Annotated in this window: 17 protein-coding genes; 8 read left to right on the top strand and 9 right to left on the bottom strand. The window is 70.5% G+C overall.

Going from position 1 to position 21,108, the window contains the following annotated elements; all coding sequences use genetic code 11:
* Positions 1-75 precede the first annotated feature (75 nt).
* Together AB0C82_RS20190 and AB0C82_RS20185 are read right to left on the bottom strand one after the other, a co-directional pair.
* Positions 76-1,599 carry an MFS transporter gene (locus AB0C82_RS20190; protein WP_362843672.1) on the bottom strand — a complete coding sequence of 508 codons (1,524 nt, stop codon included), beginning with the start codon at positions 1,597-1,599 and terminating at the stop codon, positions 76-78.
* 139 nt (positions 1,600-1,738) lie between these two features.
* A complete protein-coding gene (locus AB0C82_RS20185) occupies positions 1,739-2,422 on the bottom strand; it encodes a TetR/AcrR family transcriptional regulator (RefSeq protein WP_362843670.1) in 684 nt (227 codons plus the stop codon).
* 258 nt (positions 2,423-2,680) lie between these two features.
* Between AB0C82_RS20185 and AB0C82_RS20180 the strand changes: the two genes are divergently transcribed.
* Complete coding sequence (locus AB0C82_RS20180; RefSeq protein WP_362843668.1) at positions 2,681-3,961, top strand: M6 family metalloprotease domain-containing protein; 1,281 nt, start codon at positions 2,681-2,683, stop codon at positions 3,959-3,961.
* 12 nt (positions 3,962-3,973) lie between these two features.
* On the opposite strand, the gene AB0C82_RS20175 is transcribed toward AB0C82_RS20180, so the two are convergent.
* The 4 genes from AB0C82_RS20175 to AB0C82_RS20160 form a co-directional block, all read right to left on the bottom strand.
* On the bottom strand, positions 3,974-5,638 hold the full coding sequence (locus AB0C82_RS20175) for a class I adenylate-forming enzyme family protein (RefSeq protein WP_362844215.1): 1,665 nt from the start codon (positions 5,636-5,638) through the stop codon (positions 3,974-3,976).
* 94 nt (positions 5,639-5,732) lie between these two features.
* Positions 5,733-6,905, bottom strand: coding sequence for an MAB_1171c family putative transporter (locus AB0C82_RS20170; RefSeq protein ID WP_362843666.1), 1,173 nt, complete (start codon positions 6,903-6,905; stop codon positions 5,733-5,735).
* On the bottom strand, positions 6,902-7,474 hold the full coding sequence (locus AB0C82_RS20165) for an ImmA/IrrE family metallo-endopeptidase (RefSeq protein ID WP_362843663.1): 573 nt from the start codon (positions 7,472-7,474) through the stop codon (positions 6,902-6,904). The genes AB0C82_RS20170 and AB0C82_RS20165 overlap by 4 nt, the downstream gene beginning before the upstream one ends.
* 349 nt (positions 7,475-7,823) lie before the next feature.
* Positions 7,824-8,261: a helix-turn-helix domain-containing protein gene (locus tag AB0C82_RS20160; protein WP_362843660.1), complete on the bottom strand. Its 438-nt coding sequence runs from the start codon at positions 8,259-8,261 to the stop codon at positions 7,824-7,826.
* Between the two features lie 208 nt (positions 8,262-8,469).
* On the opposite strand from AB0C82_RS20160, the gene AB0C82_RS20155 reads away from it, so the two are divergent.
* From AB0C82_RS20155 to AB0C82_RS20145, 3 genes are all read left to right on the top strand, one after another.
* Positions 8,470-9,309 (top strand): BTAD domain-containing putative transcriptional regulator, encoded by an 840-nt coding sequence (locus AB0C82_RS20155; protein ID WP_362843657.1) that lies wholly within the window; start codon positions 8,470-8,472, stop codon positions 9,307-9,309.
* Between the two features lie 29 nt (positions 9,310-9,338).
* Positions 9,339-10,523: a bifunctional glutamate N-acetyltransferase/amino-acid acetyltransferase ArgJ gene (gene argJ / locus AB0C82_RS20150; RefSeq protein WP_362843654.1), complete on the top strand. Its 1,185-nt coding sequence runs from the start codon at positions 9,339-9,341 to the stop codon at positions 10,521-10,523.
* Between the two features lie 170 nt (positions 10,524-10,693).
* Complete coding sequence (locus AB0C82_RS20145; RefSeq protein WP_362843652.1) at positions 10,694-11,722, top strand: MBL fold metallo-hydrolase; 1,029 nt, start codon at positions 10,694-10,696, stop codon at positions 11,720-11,722.
* 28 nt (positions 11,723-11,750) lie between these two features.
* Here AB0C82_RS20145 and AB0C82_RS20140 read toward each other — a convergent pair whose 3' ends face one another.
* Positions 11,751-13,400, bottom strand: coding sequence for a penicillin-binding transpeptidase domain-containing protein (locus AB0C82_RS20140; RefSeq protein WP_362843649.1), 1,650 nt, complete (start codon positions 13,398-13,400; stop codon positions 11,751-11,753).
* 277 nt (positions 13,401-13,677) lie between these two features.
* Here AB0C82_RS20140 and AB0C82_RS20135 point away from each other — a divergent pair, with 277 nt between their 5' ends.
* The 4 genes from AB0C82_RS20135 to AB0C82_RS20120 are packed head-to-tail and all read left to right on the top strand — an operon-like array spanning position 13,678 to position 18,843.
* Positions 13,678-14,970, top strand: coding sequence for an ATP-grasp domain-containing protein (locus tag AB0C82_RS20135; protein ID WP_362843646.1), 1,293 nt, complete (start codon positions 13,678-13,680; stop codon positions 14,968-14,970).
* The gene (locus tag AB0C82_RS20130; protein ID WP_362843644.1) at positions 14,967-16,115 is read left to right on the top strand and encodes a GNAT family N-acetyltransferase; all 1,149 of its coding nucleotides are present in this window, start codon (positions 14,967-14,969) and stop codon (positions 16,113-16,115) included. Before AB0C82_RS20135 ends, AB0C82_RS20130 begins: the two co-directional genes overlap by 4 nt.
* Positions 16,112-17,827: an ABC transporter substrate-binding protein gene (locus tag AB0C82_RS20125; RefSeq protein ID WP_362843641.1), complete on the top strand. Its 1,716-nt coding sequence runs from the start codon at positions 16,112-16,114 to the stop codon at positions 17,825-17,827. Before AB0C82_RS20130 ends, AB0C82_RS20125 begins: the two co-directional genes overlap by 4 nt.
* Positions 17,824-18,843: a GNAT family N-acetyltransferase gene (locus AB0C82_RS20120; RefSeq protein WP_362843639.1), complete on the top strand. Its 1,020-nt coding sequence runs from the start codon at positions 17,824-17,826 to the stop codon at positions 18,841-18,843. The genes AB0C82_RS20125 and AB0C82_RS20120 overlap by 4 nt, the downstream gene beginning before the upstream one ends.
* Here AB0C82_RS20120 and AB0C82_RS20115 read toward each other — a convergent pair.
* Entirely contained in the window at positions 18,795-19,784 is a 990-nt protein-coding gene (locus tag AB0C82_RS20115) for an EamA family transporter (RefSeq protein ID WP_362843636.1), read from the bottom strand. The two genes, AB0C82_RS20120 and AB0C82_RS20115, sit on opposite strands and share 49 nt — an antisense overlap.
* Positions 19,781-21,094: a serine hydrolase gene (locus tag AB0C82_RS20110; protein WP_362843633.1), complete on the bottom strand. Its 1,314-nt coding sequence runs from the start codon at positions 21,092-21,094 to the stop codon at positions 19,781-19,783. The genes AB0C82_RS20115 and AB0C82_RS20110 overlap by 4 nt, the downstream gene beginning before the upstream one ends.
* Between the last annotated feature and the right edge of the window lie 14 nt (positions 21,095-21,108).

The following is a 21,108-nucleotide window of genomic DNA, read 5'->3' as shown; positions in this document are numbered from 1 at the left end:
GTACACACGTCCGCCCCGGCTCCGATGACGGAGCCGGGGCGGACGTGTGTGATGGCAGCGGGCGCGCCGCCCGTGTCAGTGCGCGATGACCGGGATCTTGATCTCGTCCTGGGCCCCGTCGGCGGACCCGGCGACCGGGCCGTCCGCTCCGGTGCCCGGGCGTCCCGTGTTGATCAGCCACACCGCGATCGCCGAGGCGGCGAGGAGGATGCCGACCGCCCACCAGATCGCGCTGGTGAAGCCGGCGACCATGGCCTGGTACTGCAGGAGCTTCGGGTCCGTGGCACCCGCGGCGTGGTCCGCGAAGTAGGCCGTGGTGGCACCGGCGGCGATGGTGTTCAGCAGCGCGGTGCCGATGGCGCCGCCGACCTGCTGCGAGGTGTTGACCATCGCCGAGGCGACACCGGCGTCACGCGGCTCGATGCCGTGCGTGGCCAGGGACATCGCCGGCATGAACGCCGTACCCATACCCAGGCCGAGCAGGAGCTGGCCGAAGAGGATGACGCCCGCGTAGCTGGAGTCGGTCTCCAGCTGCGTGAGCAGCAGCATGCCGAGCGCGGCGACCAGGAAGCCGGGGCCCATCAGCAGGCGCGGCGGCACCCGGGTCATGAGACGGGCGCCGATCTGGGTGGAACCGGCGATCATGCCCACGATCATCGGCATGAAGGCGAAGCCGGTCTTCACCGGCGAGTAGCCCTTGACGATCTGGAGGTAGTACGTGAGGAACAGGAAGAGCCCGAACATCGCGATGACGGCGAGACCCAGCGAGAGGTAGACCCCGCCGCGGTTGCGCTCGGCGAGGACGCGCAGCGGCAGCAGCGGAGACTTCACCAGCCACTCGGTGATGATGAAGGCGATGAGCAGCACGGCGGACGCGCCGAACATGGTCATGGTCAGGGTGTCCGTCCAGCCGGACGACTCTGCGCGGGTGAAGCCGTACACCAGCGAGACCAGTCCCAGCGTGGACAGGATGACGCCGGGGATGTCGAGCGTCGAGCGGTTGCGGCCCTCGGCCGGCTCACGGATGACGAAGTAGGCGCCCGCTGCGGCGACGATGGCGAAGGGGATGTTGACGAAGAACGTCCAGCGCCAGTTCAGGTACTCGGTGAGGAATCCGCCCAGGATCAGGCCGACCGCGCCACCGCCACCGGCGATCGCTCCGTAGATGCCGAACGCCTTGGCGCGCTCCTTGGCGTCGGTGAACATCACGGCGAGGAGCGAGAGCGCCGCCGGTGCGAGCAGCGCGCCGAAGACGCCCTGCAGCGCCCGGGAGCCGAACATCATCGCCTCACCCTGCGCGGCGCCGCCGAGGGCGGATGCCGCGGCGAAGCCGAGGAGACCGATCACGAAGACGCGCTTGCGGCCCCAGAGGTCGGCGAGGCGTCCGCCGAAGAGGAGCAGGCCACCGAAGGCGAGGGCGTAGGCGGTGATGACCCACTGCTTGTTGCCCTCGGAGATACCCAGGTCCGTCTGGGCCGACGGCAGGGCGATGTTCACGATCGTCGCGTCGAGCACGACCATCAGCTGGGCGAGGGCGATGAAGGCCAGCGCTTTCCAGCGACTGGGATCGGGGAGCCGCGTGTCGGCTGTTTTTGACATGGGAGAGCCACCTAAGGGCGCGCCGGGGCGCGAGAGTCGTGATGTCGGCGAAAAACGGGCGTGCGGTACCGGGGCCGGGCCCGCGTCCTCGGGCCCGGACCGGAGGTCCGGGTTCGGCGGTGTGTCTACACCGGGCGGTTCAGGTCGTCGTGGGCCGGGCGTCGGGCCCGCGCCGCAGATCCTCCAGGGTCGCCGCCGATCCGGGCAGCACGGACCTGGCCGGGGCTTCCAGCCCGTCCAGGAACAGCTGCAGATGACGGTGGGTGAAGCGGTCGATGTCCAGGCAGGCGATGCCGGGCAGCGGCCGGGTGAGCTGGGAGAGGGCGACCAGTACGTCGCCGACGGCGATGTCGGTGCGCAGTCGCCCCGCTGTCATGGCGCGCTCCACGAGTCCTTCGACGGCCTGTTCGAGGCGGTCTCGCTCGGCGAGCAGTTCGGGATGGTTCATGTCGAAGCTGCCGGAGAGCATCGGGCACAGGGCACCGATCCGCTCGTCGGCGGCGGCGTGCACGAAGCGGCTCAGCGCGGCGAACGGGTCGGACTCCGCCGCGACGGCCTCTTCGGCCCGGTCCGTGGTGCGGGAGGTGACCGAGAGGACGACCTCGTGCGTGAGGGCCGCCCGGTCGGGGAAGTTCCGGTAGAGCGTGGCGTTGCCGACGCCCGCCCGGCGCGCGACCTCGTCGAGGGGCACGTCGGGTCCGAACTCGACGAACATCTCGCGGGCTGCCGTCACGATCCGTTCCCGGTTGCGCAGCGCGTCGGCCCGCGGACGGGACGCACGGCGCCGCACGGCGCAGGATTCGGTGTCGGCGACGGTCTTCACGACGGCGGCCCTTCCCTTCGGTGATGGCTTCCCGCATGACGTAAGCGGGGAACACTTCCCCGGTTAGCCGGGGACATAGATTCAAACGGGGAGAGAGTCCCCGGTATTTCGTCTCTCCATGTGACCTGAGTCACATGCTCACGGGGCGGAATCCACCGATCGGCGCAGTCAGCGCGCGGCCCCGCGACACGCGCCACAGGCTGATCGCCAGAGCGCAGTCAGAGCCGGCCGACTGCCGCGGACCCCGAAGGCGCCTCTATGCAGCAGCACCGCCACCGGATACGCAGACACCGCCACCCGATCGCACTCGCCGGGGCAACAGCCCTGGTCATCGCGGTCATGGCTACGGCCAGCAGCAACCTCCCCGTGCCCAGCCGCGCCTCGGCCGGCCCGTCGGCCGCCGCCGAGGACTCCCCGCTCGGCGCGTGCCGGATATCCGCGGCCATGGGCGTGCAGATGTCGGAGGGGATGCCGACGCCACCCGGCTACGCGCGCTCCACGGGCCGGATCAAGGCCCTCAACCTCATGATCGACTTTCCGGACGCCCCAGGATCGGGGAGCGCGGAGGAGCGCCTCGCGGAATTCTTCCCGCAGACGTCCGAATGGTTCCGCACCAGCTCCTACGGGCGGCTCACCTATCTGCCCGAGGCACCCGTGGAGGGCTGGCTGCGGATGCCGCTGCCGTTCGCCGACTACGGGATCGAGCGCGGCTCGCCCTACGAGCCCGGCTACCGCGACCTCGTGAAGGACCTCGTGGCCACGGCCGACCCGCAGGTCGACTTCTCCGCGTACGACCTGATCAATGTGCTGGTCACGCCGAACGCGGGCCCCTCCGCGCTGGACACCGTGCTGTCGGTGACCTTCTCCGCCAACGACGACGCCCCGTACGCGGACGGCGTCCCGCTCGCCAACACCTCGTTCGTCTACAGCCGCCAGGACGACGGCTCGGGCTCGTACGCCGAGACCGGCTACCGCGTCCTGCCGCACGAGAACGGCCATGTCTTCGGCCTGCCCGACCTCTACACCATGGAGGGCGGCGGCTCCGTCGGGCACTGGGACATCATGTCCGAGGACTGGGGGGCCAACAACGACTTCCTGGGCTGGCACAAGTGGAAGCTCGGCTGGCTCGACAACGACCAGGTCGACTGCGCGGACCGGACCGGAACGAGCGAGCACACCCTCGGCCCGCTGGCCGCCGCCGGCGGCGGCACCAAGATGGCCTTCATACCCCTGAGCGCGGAGTCGGGCTACGCGGTGGAGGTACGGACCCCGGACGGCAACGACGCGGCGGTCTGCCGGCCCGGCGTGCTGATCTACAAGGTCAGTTCCGACGTCGACACCGGACAGGGGCCCGTCTCCGTGGCCGACAGCACCCAGGACAGCGGCGGCTGCACCCGGCAGCCCAATGTGCACGCCGAACTCTCCGACGCCCCGTTCCGGCCGGGCGAGACGTTCACCGACCGGACCAACGGCATACGCATATCCGTGCTCTCCAAGGGCACGGACGGCGACTACCGGGTGCGGGTCACCCGGCCGTGAGACGGCTCCCGGTCAGTCTCTCCGCACCTGGTCCCGGACCGTGCCGCGCAGTTCGCGCTTGAGGATCTTCCCGGTCGCGTTCCGGGGCAGCGGCTCCTCGCCCACCAGGATGTGGGCGGGGACCTTGAACGCGGCGAGGCTCCGGCCGACGTGCGCGCGCAAGCCCTCCGCCGTCACCCCCGCGCCCGGTCGCAGCCGGACCACGGCCGCGACCTCCTCCCCCAGCACAGGGTGCGGAACGCCGAGTACGGCGGCGTCCTCGACCTCGGGGTGGTCGTGCAGGGCGGCCTCCACCTCGACGCAGTACACGTTCTCGCCACCGCGGATCACCATGTCCTTGATCCGGTCGACGATGCTGACGCGGCCCTCGCGCAGCACCGCGAGGTCACCCGTGCGGAACCAGCCGTCGGTGAAGGCCGCGGCGGTGGCCGCCTCGTCCCGCCAGTAGCCGCGGATGACCGACTGGCCGCGCAGCCACAGCTCACCGGCCTCCCCGTCGGGCAGCACCTCGCCCGACGGGCCTGCGATCCGCACCTCGGTGACCGGTGTCGGCCGCCCGACACTGCCGGGATGGCTCCGGTAGTCGGCACCGAAGTTGGCCGTCACCCCGCCGCTGGTCTCGGTCAGCCCGTAGCCGTTGCGGGGCTCGATGCGCTCGCCGTGCCGTGCGGTGAGCCGGGCGACCAGGTCGGGCGGGGCCGCGGCTCCCCCGGTGTTCAGCATCCGCAGGCTCTCCAGTGCGTCGTCCGCCCGCTCGGCGGCGTCGAGCAGCTGGAGCGCGGTGGCCGGGACACCCGCGTAGTGCGTGACCCCGTGCCGGCCGATGAGCCGGAGCGCCTCGTCGGCGTCCCACTTGCGCATCAGGACGACGGTGCCGCCCGCGGCCATGGTCGCGTAGAAGCTGGTGAACGCGGCGACGTGGAAGAGGGGGAAGGTCATCAGCTGGACGGGCGCGGGGCCCTGGCCGGGGAAGAGGCCACGGCCCAGCGCGGAGACCGCCGCGTGGAAGCGCGGGTTGACGGCCGCGCCGATCTGGGCGAGCTGGGTGGCCACGGCCCCCTTGGGCCGCCCGGTGGTGCCGGAGGTGTAGATGATCGTGGCGTCGTCCTCGGGGCGGATCTCCACCTGGGGCGGTGCGGCGAGCGGGTCCGGGGCGGGCAGGTCCTCGTACCGCTCGATCCCCTCATCCTCCGGGCACCGGCCGCCCTCGGAGTGGAAGACGACCGTGGGGACCCGGTTGCGCGCCCGCCAGGCGGCAACCGCGGGCAGCCGCTCCCCGTCGACGAGCAGCACACCCGGCGCGCAGTCGTCGAGGGCGTACGTGAACTCGTCCTCGGTCCACCAGGCGTTGAGGGGTACGGAGACGAGTCCGGCCAGCTGCGTCGCCCAGAACGCGATCTGCCATTCCGGGTGGTTGCGCATCGCGACGACGGCGCGGTCGCCCGGCCGCAGTCCGTAGGTGCCGGTGAGGCGATGGGCCAGGGACGAGGCGGCGGCGAAGAACTCCGCGTAGGAGTAGCTACGCTCCCCGGCGATCAGGAAGGGCCGGTCACCGAGGGCCCAGGTCGTCTCCACGAACTCGCGGAGCGTACGGGGCCCGCCCTCGTACACGAGCGTGCCCTCCTCGCTCCGGACGACGGCGAAGGGCGCTCCGGGTGCGGTCAGGCCCTCCGCGATACGGGCCGTGGCCTCCGGGTCGTGGGCGGTTGCGGGCGATTCGGTGTGCGGCACGGGCGACCTTCCTCAGCACATGCTCAGTAGCCCGGCGACGCTATGTCCGCACCCGCACGTCGTCAAGGCGGGCCACGTCCACCAGCGGGGACGCGAAGGCCCGCGCCAGCCGGCACTGGAACACCAGCTCGGCCGCGAGATCGCCGGGCTCCGCCGACAGTGGGGTCTCCACCGGCTCCGGGGGCGTGACACCGAGGTCCCTGGCCTCGATCGCCGCACGCATCTGCGCCGCTTCGACGGCGGCGGCCAGCTCCTCACCGGACAGTCCGGCCTCCGCGCCGATGCGCCGCAGCGCGTCGGCGAGCGCCGGGTCCATCCAGGGCCGCAGCGCCCACTGGGCGTCGCGGATCTCGATCATCACCCGGTACAGCCGGGCGTTCAGGCCCGCACTGCACTTCATGGGGATGACCAGCTCGGGTGCCCGCGCGGTCACCGAACGGTGCAGCGGCTTCAGGACACGGAAGGCATGGCGGTGTCCGGCCCACTGCCGCACGGCGGCGACGCGCTTGCCGATGTCGGGCAGGACCCAGCCCACGGCCTGCATGATCCCGACCATGAACAGGGAGACGTGCGCCAGCGGCTGCCACGGTGCGGCCGACATACCCATACGTTCCGCGAATATGCCGATCGCCACGCAGGAGACATAGACGAGGCTCAGCGGCAGCGTCATCGCGATAAGGCCGAGTCCCCTGCGCAGCCAGACCGACGGGGGAATATGCGCATGTCGTCGGCATGTGATGCCGATATTGATCTGACCCACCGTGAAGGCGATGAGGTAGAACGTCAGATATACCGGGTTCTGGGCCGCCGCCTGCTCGCCGAAGCCGAAGGGCGTCGCCGGCCGTACGGGGACGGCGAAGAACAGCGCCGTCATGGCCGTCAGCGTCACACCGAGACCGATAAGCGGGAAGACCGCCTTTCGGTAGGCCGTGACCCTCTCGTGGGAAAGCCTGAGCAGAACGAGCTGCTGACAGACCGTCACGAGAATGACGCAGGTGTGAATCACGAGTCCGGAGAAGTTCTCGGTGCCGACGGCGCGGCCCGTCTCCGCCCACACGACGGGCACGGAGACGAGACCGATCACGGCGAGCAGGAAGTAGCTCTCGGCCAGGGCGAGCCGGACCGCCGAGTAGCCGGCCCGCAGGACCCTGACCTTCTCGACGAAGGCGACGAGGGCGAGCACGGCACAGACCAGATTCGGACCGGCGCTCATCCCTTGCCCAGCACGGCCGGGGGCTCCAGTTCCGCCAGCCGGGCGGCGAGCTTCCGGGCTTCCGGTGCCACCGGCCAGTCGGGGCCGGCGGTCCAGGCGCCGATGCGGCCGCCGAGGAGGGAGCCGACGAGCTCAGCCTCGATCTCCTCATCGGACTGCCCGTGTTCCCGCCCCAGCACACGTCTGACCAGGTCAGGGCTGAGTGACGGGAGCAGCAGCCCAGCGTCCTCCGCGGCCAGCGCGGGCGAGGCGGCGTGATCGCAGACGATGTGACCGATCTCGTGCAGGATGACCTGGCGCTGATGGACGGGGGCGAGCCGTCTCTCGAAGACGACGTACTCACGGCTCTCGGTGGAGACCCAGAGCCCGTGCGGGCTGCCCAGGGGGAGCTCCAGGGAGAGCAGCTGCACCGGGCGGCCGCGCATCCGGCCGACGTGCCGGCAGAGCTGTTCGATCGTCAGTGTGGCGTCGACGGGGAGGCCCAGGGCCCGCACCCGCCGCTCGCAGCGCTCGTCGCGCTCGTCGCGGCTGTTCTTCCATCGACGCCCGAACGGAACAGGCCATCTCATGGAGATCACCTCGACCCGTCCGTGCCGAAAACGCGTGATGTCGCGATGGCGGCGTGAGCCGGTACCGGAATCCGGGATCGCCGGGATTTCCTCGTACACACATGCCGAAGTTCCACGTGCCCTCCAGCCCCCCTTGGGTCGATCAAAACCGACACGGAACGCTGCGGTGGCGGGTCCCACCTACGCTCCCCAAAGATCCAAACACGTGTGCCCACAGGTGGTCTAGGCAACTTCAGGCCACGGGAAGGAGGCCCTCCGCAAGGGGGCACATTATGCACGGAGCGGATTCCCTTATCCGCTGCTCGCTGGAGTTCGGCCTATTCCGATTCAGCCGCCGTAAACCCGTAGGTCAATCGTCGTTCGGAGGCTGTTCTTTCGAGAGACCCTCCAGCTCACGGACGCGCTCGATGACTTCGGAGATCGAATTGATGCTCTCGGGCGAGAGCCCGGCCGTCCTGAGGGCGAGCTTCTGCACCCGCACATCGCGCAGGGCGGTGAGCAGTTCGAGATCGGTGTCCACGGCCGCGGTCACCTGGTCGTCGAAGAAGTAGGCCGGCGGCACGTCGAAGAACTTGGCCAGCCCTTCGAGATGGCGCAGCGTGGGGTTGTCACGCTGCCCCTTGCGCAGCAGCCAGATGTAACTGCCGGAGATGGGCGTGCCGTCGGCGGTGATGGCGCGCGCCACCTCCTCCGAGCTGTACGGGGGCCGGCCGGCGGGAACCACGTTCGTGAACAGGTGGTTCAGCTTGTCGGCGAGAGCGTTCTCCGGTTCGTCCGTGCTGTTCAAAGTCGCACCGCCTTTCGTGCGGATCACCGTACTCTCGACTCATGTTGACGTCCAAGCCGGGGGGTATCCACTGTCGTTGACGACTCCAATCCACGCGGGTAGCATCGCCGCTTGATCGTCAACTCATGTTGGACGGGGGCCCGCTCACATCTACAGCAGTCGAACCAAGTGAACTCGATCGAAATGATCATCGCGAAGGGGAAGCTTCATGAGCGCCGTACAGCGACTGACGGTCCAGCTCCTCGGGCCTGTGACCTTGCTGAACGCGAGCGTACCCATCCTGATCCAGGGTCAAAGGCAGCTCCGGTTCCTGACCTCGCTCGCCCTCAGGCCAGGGCAGTTCGTCACGAAGGAAGCGATCATCCAGGACTCCTGGGACAGTGAGCCGCCGCGCACCGTCTCGGGTCAGCTCCAGACCTCGGCCTGGAAGATACGGGCGGCTCTGCGGGAAGCGGGCCTCCCGAAGGACGTCCTCACCTCCAACAACCTCGGCTACCAACTCCACGTCCCCGTCGAGCGCATCGACCTCTTCCTCTTCCGCGAGGCGCTCCGGGACGTACGTGCCCTCTGCGCACGCGGCGAGTACGACGCCGCCGTCGTGAAACTCGACGCCAGCCTCTCGATGTGGAAGGGCACCGCCCTGGCCGACGTCGCCTCCGGACGGCTCCGCCTCCAGGCCGAGGGCCTGGACCGGGAGCGCGCCGCGGCCGTCGAACTGCGCACCCAGATCGACATCGAGATGCAGCGGTACGAGGAGGCGATCGGCCAGCTGACCGAGCTCCTGGACCACGACCCGCTGCGCGAGGACCTCTACGTCTGGCTGATGAAGGCGTACTACGGCGCCGGGCGTCCCGCCGACGCCATCCAGGTCTTCCACCGGGCCAAGGAGATGCTCCGCGAGCAGATCGGCATCAGCCCGGGCGTCAAGCTCAAGGACGCGCTCCAGGCGGTCCTGCACCAGGACGAGTTCTTCCCGACGAGCACGTCCCCCTTCTCCCGGACGCCGAAATCCGCCGCGCTGCCCCTGCGTTCGGCCCTCTCCGCGTAGAAGATGTGAGGGAACGGGCTCGACACCTCATGAAGAGAAATGGGACACCAGCAGTGACCACACCCCAGGGCTTTCTGGTCCACACGGCTCCGGCCGGACTCGCCGACGACGGCCGCGACGACTTCACCGTCCTGATCTCCACCGTGCCCGCCGTCTCCGCGGCGGTGTTCACCAAGTCGCGGTTCGCCGGGCCCAGCGTGGTGCTGTGCCGTGACGAGACCAGGCTCGACGCGGCACGCGGCGTGGTCGTCATGGCCCGGAACGCCAACGTGGCCACCGGCACCGAAGGTGACCGCAACGCGCGGGAGGTCCGGCGCAGGACGGCAGAGATCGCCGGACTGCCGGAGGACCAGCTGCTGATCGCCTCGACCGGCGTGATCGGCAAGCAGTACCCGATGGACGACATCCGCACCCACCTCGACTCGCTCAGCTGGCCGCCGGAGGACCGCGGCCTGGAGCGGGCCGCCGAAGCCATCATGACGACCGACACCCACTCCAAGATCGTCACGGCACGCTGCGGTGACGCCACGGTCACCGGGATCGCGAAGGGGGTGGGGATGCTGGAGCCGGACATGGCCACCCTGCTCACGTTCTTCGCCACCGACGCCGAACTGCCGCAGCCCGTCCTGGACCGGATCTTCCGCCGCGTCATGGACGTCACCTTCAACGCGGTGTCGATCGACACCGACACCTCCACAAGCGACACCGCCGCCGTGTTCGCCAACGGCCTCGCGGGTCCCGTGGACGAGGCCGCGTTCGAGGAGGCGCTGCACGAGGTGGCGCTGGCCCTGGTGCGGATGATCGCCAAGGACGGCGAGGGCGCGGGCAAGCTCATCGAGATCCGGGTCACCGGCGCGCGCGACACCGCGCAGGCCAAGCGGGTCGGCAAGACCGTGGTCAACTCCCCGCTCGTCAAGACGGCCGTGCACGGCAGCGACCCCAACTGGGGCCGGGTCGCCATGGCGATCGGCAAGTGCCAGGACGACACCGACATCGTGCCCGAGAAGGTGTCCATCGGCTTCGGCGGCACCGACGTCTACCCGGCGGGCAGCGCCGAGGACGACACCCTGGTGCGCAAGCAGATCACCGACCACCTGCGCGGCGACGAGGTGCTGATCAGCATCGGACTCGGCATCGGGGAGGGCGAGTTCACGGTGTACGGGTGCGACCTCACCCCCGGATACGTACGCCTCAACTCCGAGTACACGACCTGACCCGCACGACCGCCGGGCGCCGAGCCGCCCCGCCGCCCCCACCGGGCCGCGGGGCGGCTCGGTGCCGGACACGGCACCGGCCCATGGCCTAAAGCCACCGACCCGCCCCACACCGTCTGTACCCTCCTGATCACACCTGGTGACAGACGGAGACGGCGGAGGGTTCATTCATGCTGCGGATGCGGCGATCGGTGCTCCAGAGGATGCTGGCGGTCGGCAGCGCCGGCCTCCTGACGGCCGGGGCCGCCCCGGTGAGGCCGGTTTCGGCGCCACCGCGGCCGGATCGCGACATCGTCTCCACCCGGCTGAGTATGCGCTGGCTCGGAGTGGCCGGCTGGGAGCTCGCGTTCGGCGGCCGCAGTCTGCTCTTCGACCCCTACCTCAGCCGTATGCCCTACCAGGGTGAGGACGGAGCACTCGATCCGCGGCTGCCCCTGCGCGTGGACGGGGCCGCCGTGGCGCGGGTCGCCGGTGAACAGCTCGTGGGGCCTCCCGAGCTGATCCTCGTCAGCCACGGGCACTTCGACCACATCGCCGACGTACCCGAACTGCTGGCGTACCCGCAGTGGCGCAAGCACCGCATCCGCACCCTGTGCGACCTGACCTCGCGTCATCTGCTGACCGCGCTCGGGACTCCCGCGGACCGGGCCGCCGACATGATCCCCGTGCGGGGCGGCGAGTACCTCCAGTTCGACGGCTACACCGTGCAGGTCATCCCCAGCCTCCACAGCCAGGGCGCCGATCACGGCTACTTCGCCCCGGACGTCCTCACCGCCCCTCTGACGAAGCGGCCCACGACCCTCGGCGAACTGCCCGAGGGCGGGACGCTGATGTACCTGGTCACCTTCGACGGCGGACCCTCCGTGCTGCTCTCCGGCGCCAGCAACTACGTCGCCCGGGAGCTGGAGGGGCTGCGCCCGGACGTCGCGGTGATCAGCATGACCGCGCACTCCGGGATCCACCGCTACCTGGACCGGCTGCTCGACGTGCTCGGCGATCCCCCGCTGATCGTGCCCAGCCACCACGACGACATGGTCTCGGACCTGCGGGCCGGCGCGACGAGCAGCCTGTGGGCGGAGCCGACGGAGACCGCCGTCACCGCGCTGGACACGGCCGCGGCCGGGCGTGCGGTGAGGGCGAGCCGGGTGCTCTCGCCGCAGCCGATGGTGGCGCTGGACATCACCGGGGCGTTGCGGTGAGCGGGCGGCCCGGGCCCGGGGCCGCCCGTCAGCCCAGATTCGCCAGGAACTTCGCCGCGACCGGGCCCGCGTCCGAGCCGCCGGATCCGCCGTCCTCCAGCAGGACCGACCAGGCGATGTCCCCCTGGCCCTGGTAGCCGATCATCCAGGCGTGGGTGCGCAGCGGGGTGTCGTCGCCGAACTCCGCCGTACCGGTCTTGGCGTGCGGTTCCCCGGCGATGCCCTGGAGCGCCTTGCCCGCCCCCTGGGTGACCGTCGCCCGCATCATCTCCCGGAGTGCCGACGTCACCCCCGGATCGAGCGCGGCGGTGGCCTCGTACTTCTTCTTCACCGCGTCCGGCACCAGCACCGGCTGCTTGAACTCCCCCGCCTTCACGGTCGCCGCGAGCGAGGCCATCACCAGCGGCGAGGCCAGCACCCTGGCCTGTCCGATGGTGGAGGCCGCCTTGTCGTTGACACCGTCGGCCACCGGCACGCTTCCGTCGTACGTCGTGACGCCGACGTCCCACGAGCCGCCGATACCGAAGGCCCGCGAGGTCTCGTTCAGCGAGGACTCCTTCAGCTTTCCGGCCGAATTGACGAAGAAGGTATTGCACGAGTGGGCGAAGGAGTCCCGGAAGGTCGATCCGCCGGGAAGTACGAACTGGTCCTGGTTCTCGAACCGCTGACCGTCCACGTAGGCGAACTTCGGGCATTCCACCACGTCATCGGGGCGCATACCCTGCTTCAGCAGTGCGGCCGCCGTGACGACTTTGAATGTGGAACCCGGAGGATACTGACCGCTCAGCGCACGGTTCTGTCCGCCCGGTTTGTTGGCGGCCGCGAGGATGTTGCCGGTGGAAGGGTCGATCGCGACAATGGCGGCATTCTTCGACACATCCTCCAGTGCGTCGGCCGCCGCCTCCTGGATCTTCGGATCGATGGTCGTCCTGACCGGTTCCCGCTTCGTTCCGGATTCCTTCGTGAGCCGCTTCACCACCTGGCCGGAATTGCGGTCGACCACCACCACCGACTTCGCGCCACCCGCCCCACCGGAGAGCTGCTTGTCGTAACGCGCCTCAAGTCCTGAGATTCCCTTGCCGGTCTTCGGATCGACCGCGCCGACCACGGACGAGGCCCGCAGCTCGTCCCCGTTCGCGTCGAGGACGGAGGCGCGCTCCTGGGACTGGAGGGCCAGCGTCTGCCCGGCGACCATCTTGGGATGGATCATGGGGGTGTTGAACTCGACCAGCCAGGCGCCGTCCTTCTTCAGGACCCTGGCCCGGGAGTCCCACGTGTAGTCCGCGGCGCCCGGAATCTTCATCGAGACGTTGAACGGGAATTGAACGTCGCCGGAAGTCTTCTTCTCCCCGTCACCGGGAGTGATCTCCGTCCTGGACGGTTCCAGATTCTTCGTGACGGATGAGATGAGCGATTCCGCATTCGACGGGGTGTCCGTGAAGGAGGCCGCCGCCTTCGCGTCGCCCGATTCCCAGGCGCCGATGAACTTCTCCAGCTGGGCCGCGGCGGCGGTGACTTCCGGATCGTCCTCGCCCTCGTCACCGGCCAGTGCGGTGTATCCCCAGTAACCGACGCCTGACACCGCCGCCAGCACCAACAGGGCCACCAGCACACGGCTTCCGGTGGACCGCCGCTTTCCGTGCGGGGCAGGACCGTAGATATCGTTCTGTCGAGCCATGCTCGAACGGTATACGCGGGTTCTCTTTCCGTCCTCTCATAGCTGAAAGGTTCCGGCCACGGGCATTTCCCCCACCGTTCCCTCCGCCGGATTCGCTCCCTCTTGTCCCCCGCTCCTCCCGGGAACTTGACCGAGAATCGATCGTCTCCGCCGCCTATGCGCTTCGCCGACGGCCTATGCGCACACCTCGCCTCTCCATGGCCCCGGCCACCGCCTCCCACTGAACTGGTCGCCATACCCACGCTGTGAGCGACGGCCGACGCATGGAGGCGGTTCGATGACAACACCCCTGGCTGACTACGCGCAGTTCGCGGACAAGCGGATCGCCATCGTCGAGCACATGCAGAACCATCCCTTCGTCCTCGGCCTGCGCCAGGCGCGCGAGCACGGACTCGAGGTGTGGCTGCTGACCGGTGACCGCTCCTGGTACACCCACGGCCACGACTGGGACACCCACCCGCTCGCCCAGGTCGTCGACCGGGTGATCGACGTGGACACCACCGAGCTGGACGCGGTCCTCGCCTCGGTGACCGGTGCGGACGGCACACCCCTGGTGGACGGGATCACCTCGTTCTCCGACTACCACACCGTGATCGCCGCACAGGCGGCACGGCGGCTCGGACTGCCGGGGCCCGACCCGGAGGCGGTCGAGACCGCCAACGTCAAGGACCGGCTGCGGGTCGCGCTCGGCGACGTACCGTTCAACATCCCGCACATGCTGGTCAGCTCCAGCGATCAGCTGGAGGCGGCGGTACGGAAGCTCGGCTTCCCGATGATCGCCAAGCCCCCGGCCGAGGCCATCAGTTACGGCGTGCGCCGGGTCGACGACATGGCCCAGCTCACCGAGGCCTGGACCGAGCTCTCCGGAATACGCAAGAGCCTGCGCGGCCAGCAGCGCTCCGGGGACGTCCTGCTGGAGACGTACGTCGAGGGCGTCGAGGTCAGCGTCGAGACGATGACGGTGGACGGCCACACCCATGTCTTCGGCGTCACGTCGAAGGACCTGTTCGGCGACCCCGCGTACATCGAGTGCGGGCACACCTTCCCCGTACCGCTCTCCGACGAGTCGCGCGACGAGCTGTACTCCGTCGTCCGCAAGACCCTGGAAGCCATCGGATACCGGCACGGTCCGTGCCACACCGAGGTGCGGCACACCGAGTCGGGCTGGCGGATCATCGAGGCCAACCCCCGTACGCCGTCCAGCTGCATGACCATGCTGGTCACCGACGTCACGGGGCGCAGCCCCATCCTGGACGCCTGGCTGCTGACCATCGGCGCGACCCCGGCGATCGAGCCCGTCGTGCATTCCGGTGGCGCCGCCGTCCGCATGATCTACCCGGCGAAGCGCGGGACGCTCAAGCGGGTCGACGGGGTGGAGGCCGCCGAGGCGGTGCCGGGCGTCCAGGTGCTGCTGCACGTGGAGAAGGGCGACGCACTGCTCCAGCGCATGGACAACTCCTCCTGCGTCGGCTTCACCTACTGCAACGGCCCCGACCGGCTCGAAGCGCAGGCGCTGGCCGACAAGGCCGCCGCCTACCTCGACTTCGTCGTCGAGGAGGAGCAGGCGTGAGCCTCCCGCACGACGTGCAGAGCCGGGACGGGGTAGTGGCGGCCCCGGACGCCGCCGCGCTGGCGGGCATGGGGTGGAACGACCTCGCGGGCGTGGAGGACTTCTTCCAGACGCCCCGCTGGCTCGCGGTGCAGGAGCGCAACTCCGGCACCACGATGGACTTCCTCGTGCAGCACCGCGACGGGGCGCCCGTCGCCGGCCTCGTCGCGGCGTGGGCGACCGACTCCGTGCCCTGGCTCCTCGCCCGGCCCGACGCGATGCTGTCCCGGGCCGCGGACGAGGACGTCCCGCACGCGGCGGGCATCCTCGCCGAGGTCGCCGGGGGCGACGCCTCGTCACTGCTGCCCTCGCTCGTGTGCGGGGGCCGGCACCTGGGCCGCACCCGGACGCTCACCACCCCGGGCGCCCGGCCCGAGGACCTCGTGGCGCTCCTCGATCACGCCGAGGGCCTCGCCGAGGAGCGGAAGGCGGCCTCGGTCTGCTTCCCGCACGTGGACGTCCGCGACATCTCGCTCGTCGAGCTGCTGGAGAACCGCGGCTACCGCTCGCACACCTCCGCGCACTACGCCTGGCTGCCCATTCCGGCGGGCGGCTGGGACGAGTTCCTCGCCGGGATGAGCAAGCACCGCCGCCGCCGGGTGCGCCTGGAGCGCCGGGCGCTGGCCGAGGCCGGGGTGGAGGTCACCGTCGAACCGCTGACGCAGGAGCTGGTGCCGCGTCTGGGCGAGCTGGACTCCAACCTCCTGAAGAAGTACGGCAATCCGGCAAGCCCCGAGCACTCCGCCGGGCTGCTGTCGTGGATCGCCGACGTGATGGGCGACGACGTCATGGTCTCCGTGGCCCGGCAGAACGGCACCATCATCGGCTTCGGCATGGTCCTGCGCTCCAGGGCGCGCGGCGAGGAGCACTGGTTCGGCCACCGCGCCGGCTTCGACTACGAGGCACAGGGCAAGCTGCCGCTCTACTACGACGTCCTCTACTACCGGGTGCTCGAAGCCGCGGCCGCCGCCGGGGTCTCCGTGCTGCACGCCGGGATCGGCAGCGTCGAGGCGAAGCTGGCGCGCGGCTGCCAGGCCAGCGAGGAACGCTCGTACCTGCTGCGCCTTCCCCGTACGGACCGAGACCGGAGGACCGCGCCCCGATGAGTGCACGTACCGAACACCCGACCGCGACGGTGCGCGGCGCCGGCTGGGACGCCGCCGTCGGAGCGATGGTCAACCCCTCGGACCGGCGCGGCGGAACGCTGCGCCTGGTCTCGTCGGCGGACGTGGACTCCCTCGACCCGGCCCGTACGTACTACGTGTGGGTGTGGCTGCTGCAGCGGATGCTCAACCGGACGCTGATGGCCTACCCCACGGACCCCGGGCCCGCCGGGCTCGTCCCCGTCCCGGACCTGGCCGAGAGCCCCGGGCAGGCGAGCGACGGGGCCAGGACGTGGACGTACCGGCTGCGCGAGAACCTGCGGTTCGACGACGGCTCCCCCATCACCTCGGACGACCTGCGGTACGCCGTGCAGCGGATCTTCGCGCAGGACGTGCTCCCGGGCGGCCCGACGTATCTGGTGCCGCTCCTGGACGATCCGGCGCGGCCCTACCCGGGGCCGTACCGCAGCGACGCGCCCCTGGAGTCCGTGGAGACGCCCGACGAACGGACCATCGTCTTCCGGCTGCGCAGTCCGTTCGCCGACTTCGACCACCTGATGGCCCAGCCCTGCGTGTCCCCCGTCCCCCGGCACGCCGACACCGGTGCGCGGTACGGGGAGGACCCGCGGTGCAGCGGCCCCTACCGGATCGAGGAGCACCGGCCGGGCGCGTATCTGCACCTGGAGCGCAACCCGTACTGGGACCGGGCCACCGACCCCGTACGGCCCGCGCTTCCCGACCGCGTGGAGCTGACCATCGGGGTGGGTCTCGACGACCTGGACGCCCGGCTGATCGACGGGACCTTCGACATCAACCTCGAAGGACGCGGACTCCAGCACGCGGCGCAGCAGCGGGTCACGGCGGACGAGGTCCTGCGCACGCACACGGACAACCCCCGCACGAGCTTCCTGCACTTCGTGTCCCTCCAGCCGCACATCCCGCCGTTCGACAACGTGCACGTGCGCAGGGCGGTGCACTACGCGGCGGACCGGCTGCTCCTCCAGGAGGCCCGGGGAGGCCCCGTCACCGGCGGCGACCTGACCCCCGCGCTGTTCCCGCCCCGGCTCCCCGCCCACCAGGGGCTGGACCGCTATCCGGCCGGGCCGGACCTGCGGGGCGATCTCGACAGGGCGCGGGAGGAGCTGGCGGCCGCCGGACTGCCGGACGGCTTCGACGCGGTGATCGGCACCCAGCGCGGGAAGTTCCGGCTGGTGGCCGACGCGGTCGTCGAGTCGGTGGCCAGGGTCGGCATCCGGCTGACGGTCAAGGAACTGGACGTGGCCAGCTACTTCAGCCTGGGCGCCGGCTCGCCGGAGACCATCCGAAAGCACAACCTCGGACTCGTCGTCACGGACTGGGGCGCGGACTTCCCGACCGAGTACGGGTTCCTGGCCCCGCTCGTCGACGGCCGGCAGATCAAGCGGAACGGCGGCAACTGGAACATCGCCGAGCTGGACGCCCCTGAGATCAACGAACTGATCGACCGGAGCCTGCACACGACCGATCCGGCCGAACGCACCCGGCTGTGGCGGGTGGTCGAGAGACTGGTCATGGAACACGCCGTGATCCTCCCGCTGGTCCACGACAAGACCCTGTCGTTCCGCAACCCCTGGGTCACCAACGTCTACGTACAGCCCGCCTTCGGGCTGTACGACATCCAGGCCATGGGCCTCGACCCCACCGCCGACCGCCTCGACCGGGAGACCACTTCATGACCGACAGCACACCGGAGCTCCGCTTCATCCCGCTGAGCGCGGACGACGACGACACGGCGGGCCAGTGGCTCCAGTTGATGGCGGAGGCCGACGACGTCCCGGGTGCAGCGCCGCCCTGCTCCGTCGACATGATCGGCTCGCTCCGGTTCGCGCCGCCCGCCACCGCGCTGGAGGACTGGGTCGCCCTGTACGACGGGCAGGTGGCGGGCGCGCTGCGGATCGCTCTGCCGAACGGCGCACCGGTGGCCCGGGTGGACCAGCTCCTGGTCCACCCCAAGCTGCGCCGCCGAGGCATGGGCCGCGCCCTGTTCGGCAAGGCCCGTGAACTGGCCGCCGAGCACGGTCGCACCACCCTCGCCGGGATGACCGTCGAGCCGCTGGAGGGCGGTCCGGCGCGCGACCCCGCGCCGAGGGCGTTCGTCGCCGCGCTCGGCGGGGTCCGGGCGGAGGGCCCGTCCGGGCTGCACCAGTGGCTCGATCTGCGCCGCCACGACCCGCTGGCCGACGGCGTACCCGCGCTGCCGCAGGGGTACGGCCTGGTCCGCTGGGGCACGGTCACCCCCGACGCCTACGCGGTGCCGGTCTCGCTGCTGGAGCAGTCGCTCGGTGACACCGGGGCGGAGCCGGACCCCGACCAGGAGGTCGAGACGAGCTACGCCCGCGCCTTCGAGACCATGCGGGTGGGCCGGGGCAGGAGGGCGTACCACACGGGCGTCGTCCACGAGGCGAGCGGAACGCTGGCCGGCTACACCAGCGTCTCCAAGACCACCGGCAACCCCGAGTACGCGCTCCAGGGCATGACGGTCGTCCACCGGGCCCACCGCGGCCACGGGCTGGGGCTGCTCCTGAAGCTCTCCAACCTGGAGAACGTGCTGCGGCAGGAGCCCGCCGTGCGGCTGCTGGAGACGGCGAACGCCGAGGACAACCACTCGATGATCGCCGTCAACCGCGCGATGGGCTTCCTGCCTCAGGACCGCTGGGTGTCCTGGACCTTCGGGGCCGGTTCGTCCGACTGAGGCACGACCGTCCCGGGCTCCGGCCCCCGCTCCCCTCCGGGGGCGGGACCGGGGCCCTTCCCGTGGGGACGCCCCGGCAGGCCGGTCCCCATTCCGGCGAGCACGCCGAGGACCACGATCGCGGCCCCCACCAGGGACAGGGCGCTCGGCTGTTCGTCGAGCGCCGGCCAGGCCACCGCGATACCGACGACCGGGACGAGCATCGAGTAGGGGGCCACGGTCCCCGCCTCGTACCGCTTCAGCAGCGTCGTCCAGATGCCCGAGCCCACGACGGATCCCGCAAGCGCGATGTAGAGCAGGGCCACCAGACCGGGCCAGCCCTCCGCGTCGAACGCGCCGCCGAAGGCCCGCCAGCCGGTGCCAGGGCCCTCCATGACGGCGGACAGCGCGAGCAGCGGCAGGGGCGGCACCACGGACATCCACAGCGCGAAGCGCAGCGGATGACCGGGCCTCGCCTGCCGGCTGGCGAGGTTGCCGAACGCCCAGCCGAGCGCCGCCAGCAGAGTCAGGACGAGCGGCAGCAGGGCCGCGGTCCTGGCGCGGTCCACGGCGATCACCGCCAGCCCCAGCACCGCCGCCGCCATCCCGGCCAGCTGCTGCCACGACAGCCGCTCGTGGAGCAGGAGCGCGCCGAGCAGCACGGTCAGCGGGGCCGCCGCCTGCACCACCACGGAAGCCTGGCCCGAGGGCATCCCGTTGTCGATGGCGAGGAAGAGCAGCCCGAACTGCATGGCGCCGAAGCCGAACCCGTACCCCAGCAGCCAGCGCAGCGGCACCTGGGGCCGTGGCACGAACAGGACCACGGGCACAGCGAGGACCAGGAAGCGCAGCGCCGCGAGGAAGAACGGCGGGAAGTGGTCGAGCCCCACGCGCACGGCGAGGAAGTTCAGCCCCCACAGCACCGCGACGAGGACGGCGAGCAGCCGGTCCCGGGTGCTCACTGAGTGGTATCCCTCTCGCCTTCCAGGAGCCCGGACTCGATGACCTTCGCACCCAGCCTGCGCAGCAACTGCCCGTCACCGATGAGCTTCTGCTCGTCGGCGGCCTGTTGCAGCACGAGGACGTGCGGGGTGCCCTCCCGGTCCTCCAGGAGCCAGCAGAACATCATCACGCCGGGGCAGGAACCGCCCTTGAAGACGGCCTTGGACCATTTCGCGGGGTCGACGAGGATGCCTGGGTAGGCGGTCAGGATCGCGTCGACCGTCCCGCTCGCGTCCCGCGTGCCGTCCTGTACGAGCGCCTCGAGTACGCGGAACACGTCGTACGCGCTCATGTGCCAGTCCAGGCCCAGCTGGTGGACCGTCTCGCCGAGGTCGGAGCCGCGCACGGTGAGGGGTCCGGCGACCTGGCGCAGCAGTTCCCTGCGCGCCTTCTCGTCGCCCTCGGCCCAGGCGCGGCGGAGCCCCGGCGCGCCCCAGCCGATCTCGAAGACCTCGCGGCTGGAGAGGAAGGGCCGCAGCAGGGAGGGGTTGTGATGGCCGGACGCCACCACGGCCCGCTCGACGGCCTCGCGCCCCACCTTGTCGGCGAGGAGGTCCGCGGCCGTGTTGTCACTCATCGCGATCATCTTGTGCGCGGTCTCGCGGACCGGGACCCGCGTACCGTCCGGCAGTTCCTGCATGTCGCCGGTGGGCAGACTGCGCAGCCCGGGACGGGTGACCACCTCGTCGTCCCAGTCGAGCTCGCCGTTCTCGACGGCGTGGACGACGGCCCGCATCAGATAGAGCTTGTACGCCGAACCGGTGGGGAGCGCCCGGTGGGCGTCCCTCTCGTGGAGCACCGTGTGCCGGCCCTCCTCGATGCGGACGGCCAGCACCGAGGAGGTGACGCCCTCGATGCGCAGGGCCTCGTCGAGGTCGGACCAGTCGCGTATCTCGGGGACGAATATGTCGGGCTGGAGGTGCAGGATGCGGACGAGACCGGTCGAGTCGATGATCACGGTGAGGGAGAAGTCCCGGCCGGACGGGTCGGTGAGTACCAGCCAGCCCTTGTGCGCCACCGGCTGGTAGGTCTTCACGGTGAACGGGCCGAGCTTGCGCCACTCCTCCAGGGTCGCGGTGAACCCCTGCGGGTACTTGTCGAGGAAGCCGGGCACCAGGGAGGGCGCCAGGTCCTCTTCCGAGGGGAGGTCCGGCGCCGTCAGCAGGCCCATCGCCCAGCGGCAGGGACCGGCCAGCGGAGAGCTGTCCTCGGCGAGTTCCTCCTCGGCCGTGGTCCGGACGGACGTGGTGGTACCAGGGACGTCGGTCATCTTCGCTCCTTGTC

Origin of the sequence: Streptomyces sp. NPDC048560 (genome assembly GCF_040650955.1) — a bacterium.
In the GTDB taxonomy this organism is placed as follows: domain Bacteria; phylum Actinomycetota; class Actinomycetes; order Streptomycetales; family Streptomycetaceae; genus Streptomyces.
The sequence above is the reverse complement of the archived record's forward strand: the minus strand, read 5'-3'. Positions and strand labels throughout refer to the sequence as shown.